This window comes from Corynebacterium sp. MSK012 (assembly GCF_030232435.1).
Classification (GTDB): Bacteria; Actinomycetota; Actinomycetes; order Mycobacteriales; family Mycobacteriaceae; genus Corynebacterium; species Corynebacterium jeikeium_D.
Genome location: NZ_JASPJU010000004.1, coordinates 1 through 20,965, shown reverse-complemented (window position 1 = coordinate 20,965; position 20,965 = coordinate 1). Strand labels below are relative to the sequence as shown.

At 58.7% G+C, this 20,965-nt stretch carries 13 protein-coding genes and 1 pseudogene; 5 read left to right on the top strand and 9 right to left on the bottom strand.

Annotated features, from left to right (window positions below):
* Positions 1 to 262 precede the first annotated feature (262 nt).
* Together QP977_RS03235 and QP977_RS03230 are read left to right on the top strand one after the other, a co-directional pair.
* Positions 263 to 1,516 (top strand): annotated as a pseudogene (locus QP977_RS03235) (IS3 family transposase).
* A gap of 111 nt (positions 1,517 to 1,627) precedes the next feature.
* A complete protein-coding gene (locus tag QP977_RS03230; RefSeq protein WP_016421889.1) occupies positions 1,628 to 2,551 on the top strand; it encodes a siderophore-interacting protein in 924 nt (307 codons plus the stop codon).
* On the opposite strand, the gene QP977_RS03225 is transcribed toward QP977_RS03230, so the two are convergent.
* The 6 genes from QP977_RS03225 to QP977_RS03200 all read right to left on the bottom strand — a co-directional run bounded on the left by QP977_RS03225 (position 2,548) and on the right by QP977_RS03200 (position 9,536).
* The gene (locus QP977_RS03225; RefSeq protein ID WP_016421888.1) at positions 2,548 to 3,342 is read right to left on the bottom strand and encodes an ABC transporter ATP-binding protein; all 795 of its coding nucleotides are present in this window, start codon (positions 3,340 to 3,342) and stop codon (positions 2,548 to 2,550) included. The genes QP977_RS03230 and QP977_RS03225 overlap by 4 nt on opposite strands.
* Complete coding sequence (locus tag QP977_RS03220; protein WP_016421887.1) at positions 3,339 to 4,391, bottom strand: FecCD family ABC transporter permease; 1,053 nt, start codon at positions 4,389 to 4,391, stop codon at positions 3,339 to 3,341. Before QP977_RS03220 ends, QP977_RS03225 begins: the two co-directional genes overlap by 4 nt.
* The gene (locus QP977_RS03215) at positions 4,388 to 5,383 is read right to left on the bottom strand and encodes a FecCD family ABC transporter permease (RefSeq protein ID WP_222865141.1); all 996 of its coding nucleotides are present in this window, start codon (positions 5,381 to 5,383) and stop codon (positions 4,388 to 4,390) included. Before QP977_RS03215 ends, QP977_RS03220 begins: the two co-directional genes overlap by 4 nt.
* A 51-nt stretch (positions 5,384 to 5,434) precedes the next feature.
* Positions 5,435 to 6,391 (bottom strand): iron-siderophore ABC transporter substrate-binding protein, encoded by a 957-nt coding sequence (locus QP977_RS03210; RefSeq protein WP_016421885.1) that lies wholly within the window; start codon positions 6,389 to 6,391, stop codon positions 5,435 to 5,437.
* 829 nt (positions 6,392 to 7,220) lie between these two features.
* The gene (locus QP977_RS03205) at positions 7,221 to 8,261 is read right to left on the bottom strand and encodes an aspartate-semialdehyde dehydrogenase (RefSeq protein WP_069359031.1); all 1,041 of its coding nucleotides are present in this window, start codon (positions 8,259 to 8,261) and stop codon (positions 7,221 to 7,223) included.
* 9 nt (positions 8,262 to 8,270) lie between these two features.
* On the bottom strand, positions 8,271 to 9,536 hold the full coding sequence (locus QP977_RS03200) for an aspartate kinase (RefSeq protein WP_016421883.1): 1,266 nt from the start codon (positions 9,534 to 9,536) through the stop codon (positions 8,271 to 8,273).
* A 459-nt stretch (positions 9,537 to 9,995) separates the two neighbouring features.
* On the opposite strand from QP977_RS03200, the gene QP977_RS03195 reads away from it, so the two are divergent.
* Both QP977_RS03195 and QP977_RS03190 read left to right on the top strand, forming a co-directional pair.
* Positions 9,996 to 11,042 (top strand): DMT family transporter, encoded by a 1,047-nt coding sequence (locus QP977_RS03195; protein WP_284847131.1) that lies wholly within the window; start codon positions 9,996 to 9,998, stop codon positions 11,040 to 11,042.
* A gap of 157 nt (positions 11,043 to 11,199) precedes the next feature.
* Entirely contained in the window at positions 11,200 to 12,252 is a 1,053-nt protein-coding gene (locus QP977_RS03190; protein ID WP_284847130.1) for a class C sortase, read from the top strand.
* Between the two features lie 6 nt (positions 12,253 to 12,258).
* Here QP977_RS03190 and QP977_RS03185 read toward each other — a convergent pair whose 3' ends face one another.
* Both QP977_RS03185 and QP977_RS03180 read right to left on the bottom strand, forming a co-directional pair.
* Entirely contained in the window at positions 12,259 to 14,556 is a 2,298-nt protein-coding gene (locus tag QP977_RS03185) for a YhgE/Pip domain-containing protein (protein WP_284847129.1), read from the bottom strand.
* Entirely contained in the window at positions 14,556 to 17,189 is a 2,634-nt protein-coding gene (locus QP977_RS03180) for a YhgE/Pip domain-containing protein (RefSeq protein ID WP_284847128.1), read from the bottom strand. Before QP977_RS03180 ends, QP977_RS03185 begins: the two co-directional genes overlap by 1 nt.
* 336 nt (positions 17,190 to 17,525) lie before the next feature.
* Here QP977_RS03180 and leuA point away from each other — a divergent pair, with 336 nt between their 5' ends.
* Positions 17,526 to 19,343, top strand: coding sequence for a 2-isopropylmalate synthase (gene leuA / locus QP977_RS03175; protein ID WP_284847127.1), 1,818 nt, complete (start codon positions 17,526 to 17,528; stop codon positions 19,341 to 19,343).
* 134 nt (positions 19,344 to 19,477) lie between these two features.
* Here the strand turns inward: leuA and QP977_RS03170 are convergent, their stop codons facing one another.
* Positions 19,478 to 20,518, bottom strand: a complete 1,041-nt coding sequence (locus QP977_RS03170; protein WP_070566811.1) for a hypothetical protein — start codon at positions 20,516 to 20,518, stop codon at positions 19,478 to 19,480.
* Positions 20,519 to 20,965 lie beyond the last annotated feature (447 nt).

The following is a 20,965-nucleotide window of genomic DNA, read 5'->3' as shown; positions in this document are numbered from 1 at the left end:
AAATTTAACCTGCACTTATGCCCAAACGTCGCATGTCACGGGTCACATTGCTAGCCGTTTGGTCACCCCAAACCAGGCTCGCCTTTTCCAGCAGAAAAGCCTCGGCACCTAATGAACTGCTCCCCATTAGTTGGACTGAGAAATCAGTTACCGACTAGTGGGGAGTAGTTGTCATTGAGAGCACGAAGTTCGCTAAGTGAATATCAGCGCGAGCAGTTGGTTGAACTATTTCAGCAAGGCATGGGCTATAGAGCCGCTGCTAATGCTCTGGGTGTCTCCAAACACGCTGTGCGCCGGCTCTATTGTCGGTTTGTGCTGCATGCAGGCTATGTCTTGTGGAGAAACCGACTAAGCAGCAGTATTCGTTTGAGATTAAGAAGGAAGTTGTCCAACGCCACCTTGCTGGCGAGACAGCGATGGATCTTGCGCGTGAATTTGGCCTGTCATCACAGCAGCTGGTCCGCGGGTGGTCGTGGAAATGGCGCAAAGACGGCGATGACGCGTTGAAACCGAAGCCGAAGGGCAGGCCCAAAGGATCGGTCACGCCGAAGCCGCTGTCGGAGGAAGACAAGCTGCGTGGCGAAAACGAACGGTTGCGGGCCGAAAATGCCTATCTAAAAAAATTGCGGGACTTGAGGAATCAGGGACGCGCCTGAAAGTCCAGGCGATTGTCATCCTCAAGTCTCACCACCGCTTGGAGCACCTGCTAGAGGCAGCAGGTATGCCACGGTCGACGTTCTTCTACCACCAGCAACGACTCAGTAAGCCAGATAAGCACGCCGAGCTCAAGCAAGCGATTCGGGAAAGCTTCGAGCGTAACAAGCATCGCTACGGCTACCGGCGAGTGCTACTTGACCTGCGTAACCAGGGGTGGGTGGTCAACCACAAACTCGTCTACAAACTCATGTGCGAGATGGGGCTGCGAGCCAAGATCCGCCAACGTAGACCTTATGTTTCCTACACCGGGACGATCAGCCACATTGCCGACAACAAGCTTGACCGCAAGTTCACCCCGGATCAGCCAAATACCGTCTTTGTCAGCGACGTCACCGAGTTCAGGGTTGCAGGCCGCAAGGTCTACCTGTCACCGGTGATGGACTTGTTCGACCGCTCAATCGTTGCCCACACTGTGGCTACATCGCCGTCGACAGCGTTGACCACCGATTCTTTGCCCAAGGTGATCGCGGCGTGGGCACCTGAACCCGGGTGGATGATGCACACCGATCAAGGTTTCCAGTACCAGCATGCCTCGTGGCGTGACCTGATCGGCGACAACGGCGGTGTTCAGTCGATGTCGCGTAAAGCCAACTGTTACGACAACGCGGTCATGGAGAACTTCTTCGGCCACGTGAAAACCGAGATGTACCACGGTGAAGTCTTCGACACGGTCGCAGAGTTCAACCAAGTAATCGACGAATACATCCAGTGGTACAACACCGAACGCGTCCAACAACGACTCAAGGGCCTGACCCCGATGCAATATCGGAATCAGACCCTTGAAGCCCTAACCGCCTAGAGTTAAACCAGTCCAACTTTCGGGGACCAGTTCACCTCGGATCCCCGCGGGGCTTTTTCTGCCCCTCACCCTTTCACTTTTGCTTTAGGTAAGGGTAAGTTAACTCCCACTATGACCTCGAACCCAGTTACCCTGAACACTCCGACGAACACTTCCGCCTACCGCGCGGCCTTTTCTGACCACCTACTCTTGGCCGCCCCTTCTGAACCGCACCATCGAATCATCCGCGCCACTGTTTATGACGTCAGCGCCCCGGCAGAAAACCTGCAGAGGATTGTCATCCGCTCCCCCGAGCTAGTCGGCTTTCAGCTTTCCGGCCCGGACGAATTCTTTGGCCTCTTTATGCCGGCTAAGCCCGGCGAGAATCTCCATTTACCCCTCCACGGAGGTGGCGCCAATATCCGCGCAAGCGTTACAGCCATGCCGGAGACCCAACGCCCAAATTTACGTTGGTACACCGTACGCTCACTCGATCCCGAGTGCGGACAGATAACTTTCGACGTGGCGACACATGGCGTCAAAAATCCAAAGGATGAGCACGTCGGACCAGGGCTCGCCTGGGCTCTTGCAACTCGTGTTGGCGACCAGGTAGGCATCTGGACATGCCAGGGCCTCTGGCACCGCGCGCAAAGTTCACAAACACTTATCGCAGACCCATCTGCCGTACCTTCCGTTCGCGCCATTTTGGATTACGCGGATGCGTTTGCCCCGGAACAGTTGCGCGACATACACCTCGTAGTGGTCGCCGAGAACCATGGTGACCTCGAGCCATCCCTCGTCGCCGACTGGGAGAGCAAGCTGGGCAGCCTAGAAGTGCTGTTTAGCGCTACAACGGACTTCAGCACGGCAGTGATGTCCCACCTACAGCAACTGGACCGTGCCGAACACCCCGCAACACAGTCGAAGTACGTCTGGGTCGCGGGTGAAGGACAGCTCTGCAAGGAAGTACGGCGCCACGCAATTCACACCTGGGGCCTCAATAGCGAATCCGTGCAGTGGTGCCCCTATTGGTTCCTAGGCAGGGCACGGCCTTAATTAGCCACAATCCCTCGCGGCACAATAATCGGAGCCATACCGCGGGGATCTTCCCACACCTCGGCATTCAGGCCATATGCCTCGCGCAACACATCCACCGTCAGAGCCTCCTTTGGAGAACCCTCGGCGATCTTTTCCCCTTCCTTCATGACGATCATCTCGTCGCTAAAAGCTCCCGCCAGGCCAAGATCATGAAGTACGGTAATCACCGTCTTGCCCTCTTGAGCGAGCTCCCGCACGATACTTAGAATCTCTATCGCATGTGCCGGATCTAGGTAGGTAGTCGGTTCGTCCAACAGCACAATTGGCGTATCCTGCGCCAACACCATCGCCATCCAGACCCGCTGCCGCTGGCCGCCAGAAAGCTCCGCCACGTCGCGGGCAACAAGATGGTCAACCTTCGTCTTCTTCAGCGCCTCGCGCACTTTTTCTTTATCTTCTGACGCCGTCGCTCCCCCACCCCAGAGCGATCGACGATAAGGGTGCCGTCCGCGCTCCACAAGTTCTCCAACGGTCAATCCCGCCGGACACAGCGGGTGTTGTGGCAAAAGCGCAATTAGTTGGGCGGCTTCGCGCGACCGCAAACTATGCACGTCCTTTTTCTCTACAAGAACCCGTCCTTCGGCGGGAGCAAGCAGCCGAGAAAGCGTCTTGAGCAACGTCGACTTGCCACAACCATTGGGGCCTAAGAGCGTGGTGACCTTCCCGGGCTCTGCAGTGAAAGACACGTCCTTAACAATGCTTGGGCCGTCGTTGTAGCCCACGGTGACGTGATCAACTTGAACGTTCATTGAACCATTCCTTTCAGAGTTCCGCGACGGGCCGCCAACCACACAAGCAACACCAACGCGGGGCCACCGATGATGGCGGTAACCAAACCCACAGGGGATGTAAATGGCAGTGCGCCCGCCACGACGGCGCACGCAGCTAATAGAGCAGCGCCTGCAAAAGTAGAGCACAACGGATGGGGCGTGGGCGTTCCGGCCACCAGCTTGGCCAGCTGAGGAGCCAATAGTGCCACGAATCCAATTGGGCCGACAAAGGAAACCACCACCGCGACAATGCCCGTTGCGGCAATGAGCAAAATAGCGCGCACCCTCGTGACATTTACCCCAAGTGTGGACGCGGTGGCGTCATCATGAGAAAGAAGAGGGACATCGCGCGTAACACAAAGGCCTAAAACTACGAAGGGCAACAGGCCCAACACCATAGGAAACAAAGCTTCCATACGCACAAAGCCGGTAGACCCAGCGAGCCAAGTTTGGGCATCCGTGGCACGAGTTAAGTCAGCCCGGAGCAGGAGATACTGCACTAAAGACTGCGTGAGGAAAGACAGTGCCAGGCCGATGACCACTACGCGCTGCGACGTCCCGAAGCCACCGAGTAGAACGAGCAAACCAACGATCACTAGTGCGCCAAGCAAAGCGAGTGCAGCACGCCACCAGAACGTCGGCACCCCCTCACTCCATGCAGGGCGGGTAACTACGGTGCCCGCCACAACCAAAACCGCCGCGCCGCCGGATACACCGAGAATGTCCGGGCTGGCCAGCGGATTGCGGGCCATGGTCTGAGTCCACGCACCTGCCAGCCCTAGAGCCGCGCCGACCAGAACGGTAGCGATTGCTACAGGCAGGCGGAGATCCCACACCACGTTGATTGCTTGCTGTGTGCCCCCACCGGTGAGAACCTCGATGACTTCCATCGGGCTGAGCTTCACCGCTCCTTGCCCCAGGATTAAGCAGTAACAAAGAGCCGCTATGAGGGCGAACCCTGCCGAAGCCGCCAGGACGCGTCTGCTTCGTGAACGCTTAATACTACGGATAGACGTCATATCGCTCATATCGTCAGCTCCGAGTCATTCGAGGTCGGTGAACTCTTCTTACGTCGCACCGCCAGAATCATCACTGGGGCACCGACAATAGCTAAGACAATGGACATTTCCAGCTCGTTAGGCTGCAGGACGAAGCGGCCCACAATATCGGCTAGCAACACAGCCGCGCCACCAACAATGCCGGTCGGCAGCAAGAGGCGAGTCAGGGACGGGCCGGTAAACGGGCGTAGTAGGTGTGGCACGGCGAAGCCCACGAATGTCACAAGCCCCACAGTGGCTGTCGCCGAGCCGGCGAGGATGATCACCGCTGCGGCAGCCAACAAGCGGGTTCTCGTGGGCGAGCTGCCAAGGGAACGGGCGGAGTCCTCTCCCATCGCAAGTAGATCCAGCGGGCGTGCTGCAAGCGCACCACATAGAGCACCTAGTGCTAGACCTAAAGCAGCTAAGGCCACGTCTTCCATACCCCGCCCAGCTGTAGAGCCAACGGTCCAGCGGCGGAGCCCTTCCAGGGTGTCGGAAGAATAGAGGCTCAGCATATTCGTGGCCGCTTGCAGGGCGAAGGTAACTCCCACGCCCACGAGTACCAGAGTTAGCGGGTTACGCGATACGCGGGAAATCAACAGCACGATTAAGGCAGCGACGGCCGCCCCGACGAGCCCTACAAGTGTCCGCTCCCCGACCGTCGTTGCCCAGCCCAAGGTCAGTGCCGCAGCGACTGCGAAACTTGCTCCAGCGTTCACGCCGATAATGCCGGGATCTGCCAGGGGGTTGCGGGTCCAGCTCTGAGCAATGGCACCCGCCATAGCCAGGGCTGCGCCTGTGATCACAGCCAAGAGGGTGCGCGGAACGCGCAAGTCCCAAATGATGCCGGATTGCGTAGATGGGTGCGGACCATGCATGAGGATGCTGGTCACTTCGCCAATGGAAAGATCTTTGGAACCCAAGTACAGGGAGGCAAGCAGCAGCAAAGCCAAGCCAACGAGTGCGGCCGAAGTAAGCAAACGCCGGGAAAACACCAAAGAATGTCGAGTTCTTGAAACGGACACTTTCAATTAAATTGCGTCAGAGAACTTGTCGACTGCCCAGGGGATGGTCAATGGGTTCGGCATACTCATTGCATTGCCCACGTTTTCGTCCATCCAGCGGACCTTGCCTTCGCGAACAACGTCCAGCTTGCTGAATGTTGGATCCTTCTTCAAGGTATCGGCGGCACCCTGGTAATCAAGGATGAAGAGGTAATCGACGTTGTTGAGGTCGCTGTAGTTCTCAGGTGCGATGTCGCGGTAGAACTCGCCCCCGTTACCTTCGAGCTCCTTCGGGATCTCGAAGCCCAGACTCTTGATAAACTGCCCGCGACCGTCACCGGAGGTGTACAGGCCGATCTTTCCCTGATAAGGCATGACGATAGCCGCACGCTTGCCTTTGAGCTCAGGGTGCTGCTGTTGGAAATCATCGAAGGCCTTCTGCGTTTCTTCGACGAGTTTGTCGCCTTCTTCTTGCTTGTCTACAGCGCCGGCGATCTGGTTGACCTGATCCCGCCAGGGGATCTGCCAGTCCGTGGCACCGTCTGGCTTAACGGTGGTTGGGGCGATGTCATTAAGCGCCTTCTTCGCCTGCGCGTCTACGGCAGAGTTCACCGCAATGATCTTGTCCGGATCAGCGGCGGAGATCTTCTCCAGGATTTCAGCAGTGAATCCGTTGGCAGTACCGTAAACCACTTCAGGCTTGTTGTCACCGAGCTTTTCGGTAGCCCATGGGCCGACGCCAGATGCATCAACATCTCCCTCAGCACCCCAGGGCGCTACGAGGACTGGTTGGATGCCTAGAGCGAGCAAGGTATCGCTGTCTCCCAGGCCAACTGCGGCGATGCGCTCGTCCCCGGTGCCCTCATTTTTTGACGCCGCCGCGTCGTCGCCTCGGGAGCAACCAGACAGAACAAGAGTGGATGCTGCCAAGACAGCGGCGGTCTTCAGCGCCGCTCGACGGGTCAGCGAATTGTTTCGAAACATGTGAAAACCTAACGCGTAAGGAACTCTTTGAAACGCTGTAAAGTACCCGTAGCCCCAAGAGACTGATGGCCTCTTTCGGCTACGGCCAACACAGCAATCGAGCCTATATTACACAGGTAAGGCTAACCACACAACAGGCTACCCTAAATTAGTCCGCTTCCTGCTCGGCCGCTACCGACTCCATCGCCGCCCTGGCCACCGTCGCCACGCTGGCCACCGTCGCCACGCTGGCCACCCTAGCCACCCTGGCCACTGTCACCGCCCTGGCCACCCTAGCCACCCTGGCTCTCAATGCCGAGATGCTCGCGCTATTGCAACTCGTGGCACCAACTGTCGGAAAAGTTGCACTTCGAAGGTCGAAATGTCGCTAGAACGGGAATCTGTCAGCACAGGCGCGCCTCCGAATTTTGCGACAATTCCCTGACCTGCAGTTTTGCGGAGCTGCAAATCAGTGTCTTTAACGCATTCCCGTTCTAGCGACATTCACCCCTGCTAGCGCCCCAAATACGGCGCCGTCGGCCACGCATCCCCGGTCTAGCGACATCTGCACATCCTCACGCCGCCAAATAGGGCGCCGGCGCCTCCCGTGACGCAATCCCCCCCCAGCACTGCGCTCGCACAATCTCACATTCCGCTGGCGCTGCAGCCAAGCGGAAAGCGTGGGCGTCAATAAGAAAAAATAGGCCCCCTACCGCAACAATGTGAACTACTCCCCATTAGTTGGACTGAGAAATCAGTTACCGACTAGTGGGGAGTAGTTGTCATTGAGAGCACGAAGTTCGCTAAGTGCCGAGGCTTAACTTTTTGCGCTTTTAAGTACTGCGCTCAACTACTGGTCAGCGACCAACAGCTCCGCAATCTGGATGGTATTCAGCGCAGCGCCCTTACGCAGATTGTCGCCAGAGACAACCATCACCAGGCCACGCCCCTCCGGAACCGACTGGTCGACACGGATACGACCCACCAGGGACTCATCCACACCAGCGGCAGCAAGCGGATTCGGAACGTCGACGACCTTCACGCCCGGCGCGGACTCCAGCAGCTCAGTAGCCTTCTCCACGGACAGAGCATTCTCAAACTCAGTGTGGATCACCAGCGTGTGGCCAGTGAAGACCGGAACACGCACACAGGTACCAGCAACAGCCAGCTCGGGGATAGACAGAATCTTGCGGGACTCATTGCGGAGCTTCTGCTCCTCATCGGTCTCCAGCGAACCATCATCAACAAAGTTGCCGGCCACCGGCAGCGCGTTGAAAGCAATCGGTGCGACGTACGGACCAAAGTCCTCCGCTACCAGAGCCGAACCATCAGTGGTCAGCTTCTCCAGGTTGTCGATGTTCTCGCGCACCTGGCCAGCCAGAGTATTCACGCCAGCAAGGCCCGAACCCGAGACGGCCTGGTAGGAGGACACACGCAGACGCTGCAACCCGGCCTCGTCGTGAAGCGGCTTGAGCACCGGCATCGCGGCCATCGTGGTGCAGTTCGGATTAGCGACAATTCCCTTCGGGATGTCCTGCAAAGCATCCGGGTTGACCTCGGAGACCACCAACGGGACCTCCGGATCCTTACGCCACGCCGACGAGTTATCAACAACAACAGCGCCAGCAGCCGCAAAACGCGGAGCCTGCTCCTTCGACAGCGTGCCGCCAGCGGAGAACACCGCGACATCAATGCCCTTCAGATCCTCGTCAGAAGTAGCCGCGACATCCTCGACAACAATCTTCTCGCCGCGGAACTCCAACTCCTTGCCCGCACTACGAGCAGAAGCGAAGAAACGAACCTTATCGGCCGGGAAATTACGCTCCGCCAACAGGGTGCGCATCACACGGCCAACCTGACCAGTGGCACCAACAACAGCAATCGTGGTCATGAAAACTCCTTAACGTCCCGTACCAGCGTAAACAACAGCCTCAGTGTCTCCACCGAGATTGAAAGCGTCGTGCAGGGCCTTCACAGACTTGTCGACATCCTGGTCATTAACCAGCACCGAGATACGAATCTCAGAAGTGGAAATCAGATCGATATTCACACCCTCATCAGCGAGCGCCTCACAGAACGTCGCAGTCACACCCGGGTGGGACTTCATGCCAGCACCGACCAAGGAGACCTTGCCCACGTGATCGTCGTAAAGCACGTCCTTCCAGTCGTTGTCAGCCTGCAGCTTCTTCAGCAACGCCATCGCCTTCGGAGCATCCTCGCGCGGGCACGTGAAAGTAATGTCAGTGCGGTTATCCGCGACGGTGGAGACGTTCTGCAGCACCATATCGATGTTGATCTCCGCATCCGCAACAGCACGGAACATCTTCGCCGCCTGGCCCGGATCATCCGGAATGCCCAGCACGGTCACCTTCGCCTCGGAGCGGTCATGCGCCACACCGGTCAACACTGCTTCTTCCATAGGGATATCCTCCATCGATCCATCAACAAGGGTGCCAAGTTCATTGCTATACGACGAACGCACACGCAACGGGACATTAAACGCGCGGGCGTATTCGACACTTCGCAGCTGCAAAATCTTCGCGCCAACCGCGGCCATCTCCAACATCTCCTCGAAGGAAATGTTGTCCAAACGCTGTGCGTCCGGCACAATGCGCGGATCCGCGGTGTACACGCCGTCCACGTCGGAGTAAATCTCGCAGACATCTGCCTCCAGAGCTGCCGCGAGCGCGACCGCAGTGGTATCCGAGCCACCACGGCCCAGCGTAGTGACATCCTTGGTCTCGCGGTTCACCCCCTGGAAACCGGCCACCAGGCAGATATGGCCCTCATCGAGGGCCTCGCGGACGCGACCTGGAGTGACCTCGACAATGCGGGCGTTACCGTGGCGCTCCGTGGTGATCACGCCGGCCTGTGAACCGGTGAAAGACCGAGCCGAGGCGCCGAGGCTTGCAATCGCCATAGCGACCAGTGCATTAGAAATACGCTCACCGGCGGTCAGGAGCATATCCATCTCGCGTCCCGGCGGGACCGGGTTGACCTGCTCAGCGAGGTCCAGAAGCTCATCGGTGGTGTCGCCCATTGCGGAGCACACAACCACGACGTCATTGCCCTGCTTTTTGGTTTCCACAATTCGTTCTGCAACACGACGAATGCGTTCGGCGCTCTCCAGGGATGAACCACCGTACTTCTGCACAACCAGTGCCATGGTCGGCAACCTCCAAAAACTAGGCAACTATATGCACGTAACTATTATTGACTCAATTTACTTGAGTCGCATTCGTAATTACATAGTGGGTTACCAAAACGTAGCTTGCGGGGGTTGTGTGGAGGGTTTGGAATGGGTTGCGTAGGGGTTGCGGGGTTATTGGGCATGGGTTGGGTGCGGATCGGACGCTGCTGCGGGCTGCAAATGTGAAACTGACTAAGTTTATGACAAAAATATGCCCTGAAACTTGTCAAAACTGACATAAACCTAGTCAGTAACTCTCGGTACTGTGCCAAGAACTCCGGGCTCAGCCAGCTCCACTCCGGGCTCCCCGGCCCGAGCTCAGTCAGCATATCGGCCGAACCAGCTAATTCCCGAGGCGCTGCGGGCACCAACCACTGCCCCGCCCAACCCCTGCGAAGTGGACATGACAAGTGTTGCATGCCTAGCATTCCCTACGTGAACAATGACCTTCTCGCTGCGATACTGGCACTGCTGTCCGCACTCAGCATCGCGTGGGGAACCGTCATCCGCCACAACCTCTCCGGAACACTGGAAGAGGGCACCAGCACACTTCGCGGAGTGGCGAAGACCCTGAAGCTGCCACGCTGGTGGCTAGGCTCGACTTTGGCGATTGCCGGGTATGTATTTCAGGTCGCAGCGTTGGCATTTGGCACGTTGCTCCTGGTACAGCCGTTGTTGGTTATGAAGCTGATGCTCACGCTCCCGCTGGCGGCGAAGGTCAATGGTCGGCGGATTTCGCGGTCAGAGATGATTTGGTCCGTGGCGCTTACTTTTGCGGTGGCGACGCTGGTGTTGCTCGGCAAGCCGACTGCCGGCTCCACCGATATCCCCACCTACCTGTGGGGATGGGCTCTTGCCGCCGGTGGCGTGGTCACCTGCGGACTGTACGCCGCTGCAGTTCAGTGGCCCAACACCGGCACCGGCACCGGCGGCGGCTCAGACACCAAACAGCGCGGAGTGCTACGCCAGAACCCGAAGGCCCTGCTGCTCGGCACGGCAACCGGCTGGCTGTACGGCTTCGTCGCGCTGCTGTCTAAGTCGGTGGTCGATACCTATGTCAACGACGGACTCGTCCAGCTCCTGCTCTCCTGGGAACTCTGGCTGCTGGTGGCACTGGCGGTTATTGGCGTCGGCCTGCAGCAGGCGGCTTTTAACGCGGGACCGTTGCAGGCTTCGCTACCAGCTATGACCGTCGTGGAGCCGATTGTTGCCTTCAGCTTGGGATACATCGTTCTTGGTGAACGCTTCCAGGCAGTTGGTGTGCAGTGGGTGGCGCTGTTTATCGCACTGGCGACCATGATTTCTGCCACTATTGCCCTGGCGGCTCGGCCGGCAGAAGCCACCGCCACAGCCTCCACAAGCGCCCCAAGCACCGAAAACACCGCAGACACCGCGACCACCGACACCACAAGCACCGCAACCACCGACGCCCCAAGCACCGAAATCACCACCACAGACTCCACCGATGCCACCGCTCGGTAAGTAGAGTTCAGCTCTCCCGGGTTGCATGACCTAAATTGGTATGTGCACTTATTAAGTCGTTAGCGATTTGTCGGCCTGGCTATCCCCTGCCCGGGAATTATCCCTGGTGAGAAAGACCCGTGGCCGCTATGCACAAGGTCACCAAAGGTAGGACTCGATGGGGCGTCATTCCCATTCCAAGCGGGCAACTTCCAAGCGGGCATCCAAACCGACATCTAAGCGGAAGTCCGAACGCGCAAACAGCACCAGCGCCGCAACCAAAACCGCCGCAACCAACACCAAAGCAAAGCCCCAAAAGGGCAAGAAGCTCAACTCGAACACCATCATCGCCCTGCTGTTGATCATTGGCGGTTTGGGCGTGCTGCTGTACCCGGTTGTCGCAACGCAGTGGAACAACTTCCTGCAGGCCCGCGCCGCAGATGAGTACTCCAAGCTGGAGAAATCCGCTCCTCCTGAGGTCTTGGACACCGCCTGGAACGAGGCCCACGAGTACAACGCCAGCCTCGGCGAGGTCAATCCCGGCGATGCCTGGACCACCTCCGATGACGAGTCTTCCCCGGAGTACCAGCGCTACCGCCACTACCTCGACGTGCTTGGCGAGACCGACGCGCTCGGTCGCATCGTCATCCCGTCCATCAACTCTGACCTGCCCATTTTCCATGGCACGTCGGAAAAGTCGCTCTCGCGCGGTGTCGGTCACCTCTACGGCACCGACTTCCCGGTCGGCGGCGTGGGCGAGGGTGAAGGTCGTCACGCGTCGCTGTCCGCGCATACGGGTCTGCAAAATGCGACGCTGTGGGACAACCTCGACAAGGTCAAGAAGGGCGACGCGTTCTACATCGCAGTCGCGGGTCACAAATTGAAGTATGAGGTCCACGACGTAGCCGTCGTAAAGCCGGATGAAACCGATGCTTTACGACGCGTCCCCGGAGAAGACCTGATCACCCTGATTACGTGCACGCCTTACGGCATTAACACGCACCGACTGCTGGTGACGGGGCATCAGGTGCCGATGGATCCTGACGAGGAGTCCGTGTTCGACGGCAGCGGTTCGCAGTGGCAGTGGTGGATGTGGGCCATCCTGGCAGCAGCGGCGGTGATCATTGCGCTGCTGATTTGGTGGCTGCGGAAGCTCTCGCGCGACGGCAAGGGCGAGCCGGAAGCCGAGCGCGAGAGCGACGAGACAGGGAATGACGAGGCGGAGGATTAGGCCCCCTTACGAAGTCGCCATCACCTTCGTCTCCTCGATTGCGTTCTTGATCTCGTTGATTCCCTTTTCAAAGATGCGCTGAAGGCCCAGCGCCAGAATCAGCGACGGGATGATGAACAGCGCCAACATGAACATCAGCTTCCAGTAGTCTGCCTCATAGATACCGGCGATGGAGCTGCGGAACATATCGATCGCGTAGGTACCCGGCAGCCAAGGGCTAATGTTCTGGACCCACTGTGGCACCAGCGGCAGCGGATACGCGCCACCTGCGGCCGAGACCTGCATCACCAGCAACAGCACGCAGATGGCCTTGCCGGCGTTGTCGAAGGTGAAGACGAACGAGAAGACAATCATCATAAACACCAGCGAAATCACCCAGCCGGCCAGCAGCATCAGGAATCGGTGCGCGGGCTCGATGCCCACGTACACCTGGAGTCCCAACACCATCAGTGTGGACTGAACCAGGCCCACGCTGGCGAAGGTGGCGAACCGGCCGAAGTATTTCTCGACGCGGGTGTAGTCCTCGGCCTGCGCAGCGTTGATTTGTGCGTCACTGGTCGGCTCGTCGATTTCATCGCTGGCTGCATCGCCCTGCGCATCATCGACTGCATCGCTGACCACATTCTCGGCCTCATCATCGCCGACCTTCTGACCGTCGCGGCTACGGACCGTGGTGCGGATCAGTACCGACGACAGCAGCGCACCGATCCACAGCGCGAGGGTCGCATAGAACGGCGCCATACCCGCACCGAAGCTCTGGACTGGGAAGACGGGGTCTTCCTCGACCTGCACCGGCGCGGCCAACTGCGCTGCCAGGGCACTTGGGTCATCACCGACGGCCTCAGCAATTCGCGAGAGGTCACCGGTGTCCTTCGCCTCTTCCAGCGCGTTGTGAATCTCGTCGAAGCGAGCGGCCAAATCATCAAAGCGGGTGCTCAGACCCATCGTGGCGGCGCTGGTCTTACGAAGCGTATCCACCGGCGAGCCGGAAATCGTACCGCGGATGCCGCGAATGTCCTCGCCAATGACCTCGATGTCGTTGCTCAGACGCGACACCGGCTCCGACAGTGCGTCGATCTGCGGGCGCAGGTTCTGCTCGTAGGAGTTTTTGGCATTTTCCACAGCGGCAATCGCAGCCGTGAAAGCGTCCTTCGCCTGGCTTATCGACGATCCCGTATCCCGGCCACCGCGCAAATCCGCCGCCACGGCGGAGAAACTCTCCTGCAGCCCACGGGTGCGAGCGATCGAGGTGTTCAAGTCGGAGATTGCATGGTCATAGCCCGGCTTCGCGATACCCGGAACCACTGCCCCAACGGTGTCTTCCAGGCGGTCGCGCATCGCAGTCAGGCCGTCGGCCTGCTGGCCGAACTTGGCCGCCATCGCATCAAAGGTATCCGCGGTCGCGCCGCTGGTGGCCTGGGTGCCGTCGACAAGCTCGTTGACCCGGTCGCGCACGCCTTCATAGCTCGCCTGCGTTGCGTCGAGCGCCGTGCTAACCGAGCCGCGAACATTGCCGACCGCGGCCTCCAGATCGCCGGCGACGTTGCCGTCACCCGAACCGTTGCGCAGAATATCCATCCGCGCACCAGCGTTTTCCAAGATGGAATCCGCAGTCTCCACCAGTGGCACGGTGGTCTCCACCAGCGTGGACAGCGAACGAGCAGTCTGCGCACCGGAGCGCAGCCGCGCGGCGGTGTCATCAACGCGGTTTTGCACGCGCGTCAGTGCCTGCTTGGAGTCGGAGGTGTTTAGATACTCATCCAGCGAGGTGATCACGCCCAGCCCAACACTGGCGACGACCTGCGTGAAGTTCTTGTCAATCTCCTGAATAACGCCACTCGCGCCCTTACTCGTAATGATTGACGAAAGCGCGTTCTTCTTCTCATTCGTATAGAGCGTCAGCTTAGGCGCCTTGGTGCCCCGGACGTAGAAGGTCATCAGTTCAGTACTGAAGTTCTCCGGAAGCACGATTGCCGCGTAGTAGTCACCGGACTTAGTGCCGTCGATGGCGTCCTCAGAATCCGTAATCTGCCAGTCAATTTCGTGGTTACGGCTCAGCTTCGACAGCACCTCATTGCCCAAGTTGACGTCAATCGCACCGATATCCGTGCGATGACCACGGTCATTACTGGCGACCGCAATCTTCAGCTTTTCGGTGTTCTCAAACGGCTCCCAGCTGGCCAGCACATTAAAGCAGGTGAACAGCAGCGGAATCAGCACCAGACCGAAAACCATGATGCCGGTCATCGTGTTCTGGCGGATCACCCGAAAGTCGTTCCGCACAATTTCAAGAACGTTTCTCATTAGGCTTCACCTTCTGGGGAAGTCTTCACGCTTGCCGACGACACCTTCGTCTGTGGCTCAAACGTATCGCCAGCATTTTCCAACGAGTACGCATGCGGATGGGAAGTCTGGTGCTCCATGTAGGCGCGCAGCTCCTCCTCCGACATCTCGCTGAGCTCCTGGGCGTGAATCACAGACTGCTTGACGTACTCGCGCACCGCGATGTAGGCGAGGCAGAGCAGCACAAACAGGCAAGCCAGACCGAAGAACAGGGCCTTCTGATCCGGGTAGTTACGGGCCAAAATACCCAGCACCACCAGGGCGGCCACGGCGATGCCAATGGCCATGCGCATGAACAGCGTGTAGCTGCCACGCAGATTCTCCATCCGCTCGTCGACTCGCGATTGGTACTCCTCGCGGTTACGCAGCGCAAAGACGAGGTCACTGAGCTTGTATCCGCTACCGACCAGGTGGACTTCTTCGTTGTTGACCAGTCCGCCCTCTTCAAGCTGGTGGTTAACCAAGACATTGACCGAGGACAGGCTGCGGCGCAGCCAGTAACCGACCACGTAGGCGACCACTGCCATGGCCATCAAGGTGAGCATGTTCTTCAGGTAGTAATTCGAGTAGAAACCACCAATGGTCTCGCGGAGAGCATCAATGCCGTAGGTCAACGGCAAGAACGGATTCAGCGCCTGGAAGAAGTCCGGGGTCATCTCAATTGGATAGAGACCGGCGGCGCCAGGAATCTGAATAAACGCGAGCACTACGGCAATACCACGTCCCACGTGGCCAAACGCCGCCACCAAACTGTAAATAATGGCGAGATAACACAACTCCACCACGACACAGGTGAGGACGAACGCAACCGCGCTGACATGCTGCACACCAATGACGATGTCACCGATAGAGACAATCAGCGCCTGGAAAGTAGCGATGATGCCCAGCAGCAATGTGCGGCCCATGTACGCCTGGCCCACCGTGATTTCCTTGAAACCTTCCGCGTCGACTTCCACGCGGAAAATCACAATCAGAATGAACGCACCAATCCACAACGACAGGTTGGTAAACAGCGCCGCCATACCCGAGCCGTAGTGATCCACCGGGAACACGGCCTCAGTCTGGATCTCGGCCGGATCGCTCAGGAACTGCGAAATTCCCTCGGGGTCGAGGTCATTGACCATGTTCATGGCTTCGCGCTCTTCGGTGGTACCCAGGGTAAGAACATCGAGACGCGCGGTTTCCAGGCCATCGCGTACGCCATCAAGGTCAGCCTTGAAGCTCTCGAGGACCTGAGTCGCAGCGGAAAGCTGCCCACTCGTAGCGTCGAGAAGCGCGGACGTTTCCTTGACGGTGTCCTTTTGCGCGCCCAGCGCCGCCGCGTACGAACCCACGCGCGCGTTGAGCTGATTAAGCGCCTTGCTCAACTGCGGGAGTGCGTCCTGGGACGCCTGACGAATCTGATCCGAGGCGGCCTTGCCGTCCTTAGTGGCCTGCGCCAATGCCTCGCTGGTGGCGTTGAGGGAGTCAAGAGTTCCCTGCGCCGAGCCGGAGACGTTCTTCAGGCCCTCCACCAGCTCTTTATTGGTGGCGTTGCTCTCGTCGAGCGCATCGATGGTGCGCTGGATTGCCTGCTTATCCGGGCCATTGAGCGGGTTGGCCTCCAGCAGGGAATTCAGCCCACCAATGACCTGATCCGCCTGGTTGACGATGTCCTCCGCCGCAGCCGTCGCAGAATCCGAACGGGAAATTGCGCCCTGCAGATTGCCAGTCATCGCGCCAATCGCGGCGTTGGCGTTACCGGTGCCCTCCACCAGAGCGGTGCTGCCCTGCAAGTAGGCGTCGTTGAGATCCGCGGAGAAATTCAGGACCTCGTTGTTGAGCTCACCAGTAATCGCCTGCACCTGCGTCAACGCATCCTGGGCGTCATCGAGGGCCGTGTCCACGCTGCCGAGAGTCTTCTTGATCTGCGCAATCGTCGGCTGCAGATTGCCAATCTGCTCCTGGATAGCACCGACTTCATCGCGGCTATTGGCAACCGCATCGGCGACATCCTGGAAAGCGTCAGCGGAATTGAGACGAGCCGCATCGAACCGGCCCTGCAGCAGGCCGCCAGCTTCCTTAACCTCCTCGGTGACCGCCTTCGCAATCTCCTTATTAAAGGAAGCGGAAATCTGACCATCAATACCGGACGCGCCCTGCGCCGTGATGTGCGGCGAGATCGCGTTGATCTTCTGGTTAGCGCGGTATTTCAGCTTTGCTGGATGCCCCTGCCCTTGAATCAGGTCAACCATTTCCTGCGAGAAATTCGGCGGAATGGTGATTTCGGCATAGACCCTGCCGCGCTTTAGGTCCCGGTCTGCCTTCTCGGCATCGGGGAACTGCCAGCCCAGTTCATGATTTTGTTTTAGTTGTTTGACCACCTGGTTACCGATATTGAGGCTTCCGGTAACCGAGGAACTCGCGCCCTTGTCCTCATTCACAATTGCCACACCGATGTTCTCGGTGTGCTCGTACGGATCCCAGAAGCCCGGGATGTTGAACCAGGAGTACAAGGCAGGGGTGATCATCACGCCGATGATGATTACCCACACTCTTGGGCTATTGCGGAATCGGCGCAAGTCTCGCTTAAGAATAGACCAGCTAGTTTGCACCTTAAGGACGCTATCATCTTTAATCCACTAAATACATTGGTCCTAGCTTTAGAACTATCGATGGGCGGGGCCGTCGGCAACGCCTTTCACTGCACGGAGCCCCACCGCACAGCCCCTAACGACGCAGAACTCTTACGGCACAGAAACCCGCGCATATTTCCCCCACTAAAACCCCCGAATGATGAAAATCATATAAACAAAGGGGTAAGGTACATCACATGCAACGCGGACTACTGCTTCTATGCCGCGGCGGGGCTTGGGTTTAAGGCCGGCTCCCCGTCGCGGGGTTAGTTGTGCCGGCCTACAAGAAAAGTCCGAATTAGAAAGGCCCACAACATGTCTCCTTCCGACGCTTTTATTTCCGCTCCTTCTGTAATCTCCACTCCTGCTGGCGAGATTCCGGAAGGACAGCCTGCTTGGAATAAGCAGCGCAACTCCCAGATGGCAACCAACCGCTACCTGCCTTACGACCAGGAAGTTCAGGACTTCCAGCTGAAGGACCGCACCTGGCCGGACAAGCGCATTACTAAGGCACCGGTTTGGTGTGCCGTCGACCTGCGCGACGGCAACCAGGCACTGATTGATCCGATGAGCCCGGAGCGCAAGCGCCGCATGTTCGAGCTGCTGGTCCAGATGGGATACAAGGAAATTGAGGTCGGATTCCCGTCCGCTTCCCAGACTGACTACAACTTCGTGCGCGAGATCATTGAGAAGAACATGATCCCGGACGATGTCACCATCCAGGTTCTGGTTCAGGCTCGCGAGCACCTGATCCGCCGCACCTTCGAGGCATGTGCCGGCGCAAAGAACGTCATCGTTCACTTCTACAACTCCACCTCGATCCTGCAGCGCGATGTTGTGTTCCGTAAGGACAAGGACGCAATCAAGAAGATTGCCACCGACGCCGCGGAGCTGATTAAGACCATCGCGAAGGACTACCCGGACACCAACTGGCGCTGGGAGTACTCGCCGGAGTCCTACACCGGCACCGAGGTTGAGTACGCCAAGGAAGTTGTCGACGCCGTGGTTGATGTCATCGACCCGACTCCGGACAACCCAATCATCATCAACCTGCCGTCGACCGTGGAGATGATCACTCCGAACGTCTACGCAGACTCCATCGAGTGGATGCACCGCAACCTCAACCGCCGCGACTCCATCATTCTGTCGCTGCACCCGCACAACGACCGCGGCACCGGCATCGCCACCGCTGAGCTCGGCTACATGGCCGGCGCTGACCGCATCGAGGGCTGCCTCTTCGGCAACGGCGAGCGCACCGGTAACGTCTGCCTGGTCACCCTGGGCCTGAACATGCTGACCCAGGGAGTCGACCCGCAAATCGACTTTTCCGACATCGATATGATCCGCCGCACCGTCGAGTACTGCAACCAGCTGCGCGTTCCGGAGCGCCACCCGTACGGCGGCGACCTGGTCTTCACCGCTTTCTCCGGTTCCCACCAGGACGCCGTGAACAAGGGCCTCGACGCAATGGCAGACAAGGTCCGCCCGGGCGCTGCCGTCAAGGAGCTTTCCGACGAGGACCTGCGCGCGGTGACCTGGGAAGTTCCTTACCTGCCCATCGACCCGAAGGACGTTGGTCGTTCTTACGAGGCCGTTATTCGCGTGAACTCCCAGTCCGGCAAGGGTGGCGTGGCCTACATCATGAAGACGGACCACGGCATGAACCTGCCGCGCTCCATGCAGGTTGAGTTCTCCTCCGTCGTGCAGGCAGTCACCGACGCCGAGGGCGGCGAAGTCAACTCCAAGGCGATTTGGGACATCTTCGCAGGTGAGTACCTGGACCGCGAAACTCCGCTCGAGCAGATTGCCCTGACTGTCGATGCCCCTCAGAACGAGTCGGATGCCACCAAGATCAAGGCTCACATCGTCTACGAGGGTAAAGAGCAGACCGTCGAGGGTGTCGGCAACGGCCCGCTGGCCGCTTACGCCAACGCCCTGGAGAAGCTCGGCATCAACGTCGAGGTTCAGGAGTACGTCCAGCACGCTCGCACCGCAGGTGACGACGCCGAGGCTGCGGCCTACGTCCTCGCAGATGTCAACGGCACCAAGGTCTGGGGCTCCGGCATCGCTGGTTCTATCACCTACGCGTCGCTGAAGGCAGTCACCAGCGCGGTCAACCGCGCACTGGCTTAAACTCCACATAGTTACTGACTAGGTTTATGACACTTTCGTGGCAAAATTTGTGCTCAAAGTGTCATAAACCTAGTCAGTTTCTTTTTGGGGCAAACTATCCAGCGGTCCCTCGGCCCCACTACCCAATTACCCAACTACCCAATCAACGGGCCAGCATTGCGCACATCCGCACGGAAAGTCACCCCACCTGCGGCTACCACGCGTTCGCGCTCGATGAGGATTGAACGGAGCGTCGATAAGCGAACTGCGTGCAATTCCACCTCTTTCCACACCACCCTCGCGACATCCAGCCCCGTTGCGCGCAGCGAACGCTCGCGGTAGGTCTCCCGCGTGAGCAGCTCGGACTGAGCCGCAGGCGTCGGCGCGACCTCGCTTGCCGAATACTTGATGTGGCCATCGAACTCCACGACAAGCAGCAGGTCAGGGATATAAAAATCCACGCGGGCGAGAAAGTGCGGCGGATCGTGGCTGGTGCCGCGAGTCCAGATTTCGGCTTGCTCGTGGAACTTCAGGCCGAGTTCGAGAAGAGCGGCTTTAGTCAGCGCCTCACCGGGCGTTTCGCAACGACCATGACAGACCGCGAGCGCACGATGAAACAGCTCTTGGCCCCGCACGCTGGGATAATGCGCCGGGAGCTCCTCAAGCTGATCGCGCGTGGCGCCATGCCGCAGCGCACCTTCGACAGCCAACACCGCCGCCCGCCACGACACGGACTCCGGCCCCTTCTGCCTGAACCGGACGCGACACTCATCGAAGGCCGCACGCGCGAGCACCGCGACCCGCCGGTCCGCGAGCCCCTGCGTGTGATCCAGATGGATCTCCGAGCGCAGGCGCATGCAATAGTCGATGCCGTGGAACTCCTGACTCCCGCCCACGACCACAATCTTCGCATCGCGCACCAGCACCCACGAACCGTGCAAGGCCAGCGCTGCAGCTCCCGAAATAACGCCTGACGACGTCTCGGAGACCACCGCCAAAGCAGTAATAGCCAGGCGTTTCTCGCGGTGGAGCCCCTCCCAGGCGTGCGCGACTACATAGTGACCTCGGCAAAGCCGCTCCAGATAACCGGCCCGCGCTTGCCTTGCGACCTCGCGGTATCCATTCCCCGGCTGGTCATCTGGCCTAATGATTCCAAACTGGTCCGCCACCAGTTGCTTGCGTTTCTTGTTGACCATTTCTCCCCCGCCCCGTGGTTGTTGTCCTGTGGCTGTTGCCCCGTGGTAGTTATTTCGTCCCTATTTTTGTGGCACTGTTTTGTGGCCCCTATTTAATAAGGCGCGGAAATTGCCCTCGCGGTTCCATTCCTTTTCGGCTGAGCACCCAGTCGGGGGAAAACTTTTGGGGCTTGCGTGGTTTTTGTAGTTTGCGTGGTTTACGGGACCCGTGTGACCGTGCCCCACGGTCCTTCTGAGCTTGAGGCCGAGCTAGTGCCCAAGTTACTGACTAGGTTTATGACACTTTCGTGGCAAATTTTGTGCGGTAGGTTCAGGCGGTGAATGCATCACCACTTTCGACCAGGAGAAGTAGTGAAGCAAACCCGCCGAACGAAATACAGTGCCATCAAACCGATTGCGCTTCAACACATCGCCAACGGGGCATCAGCAAGCGCAGTTGGACGTGAG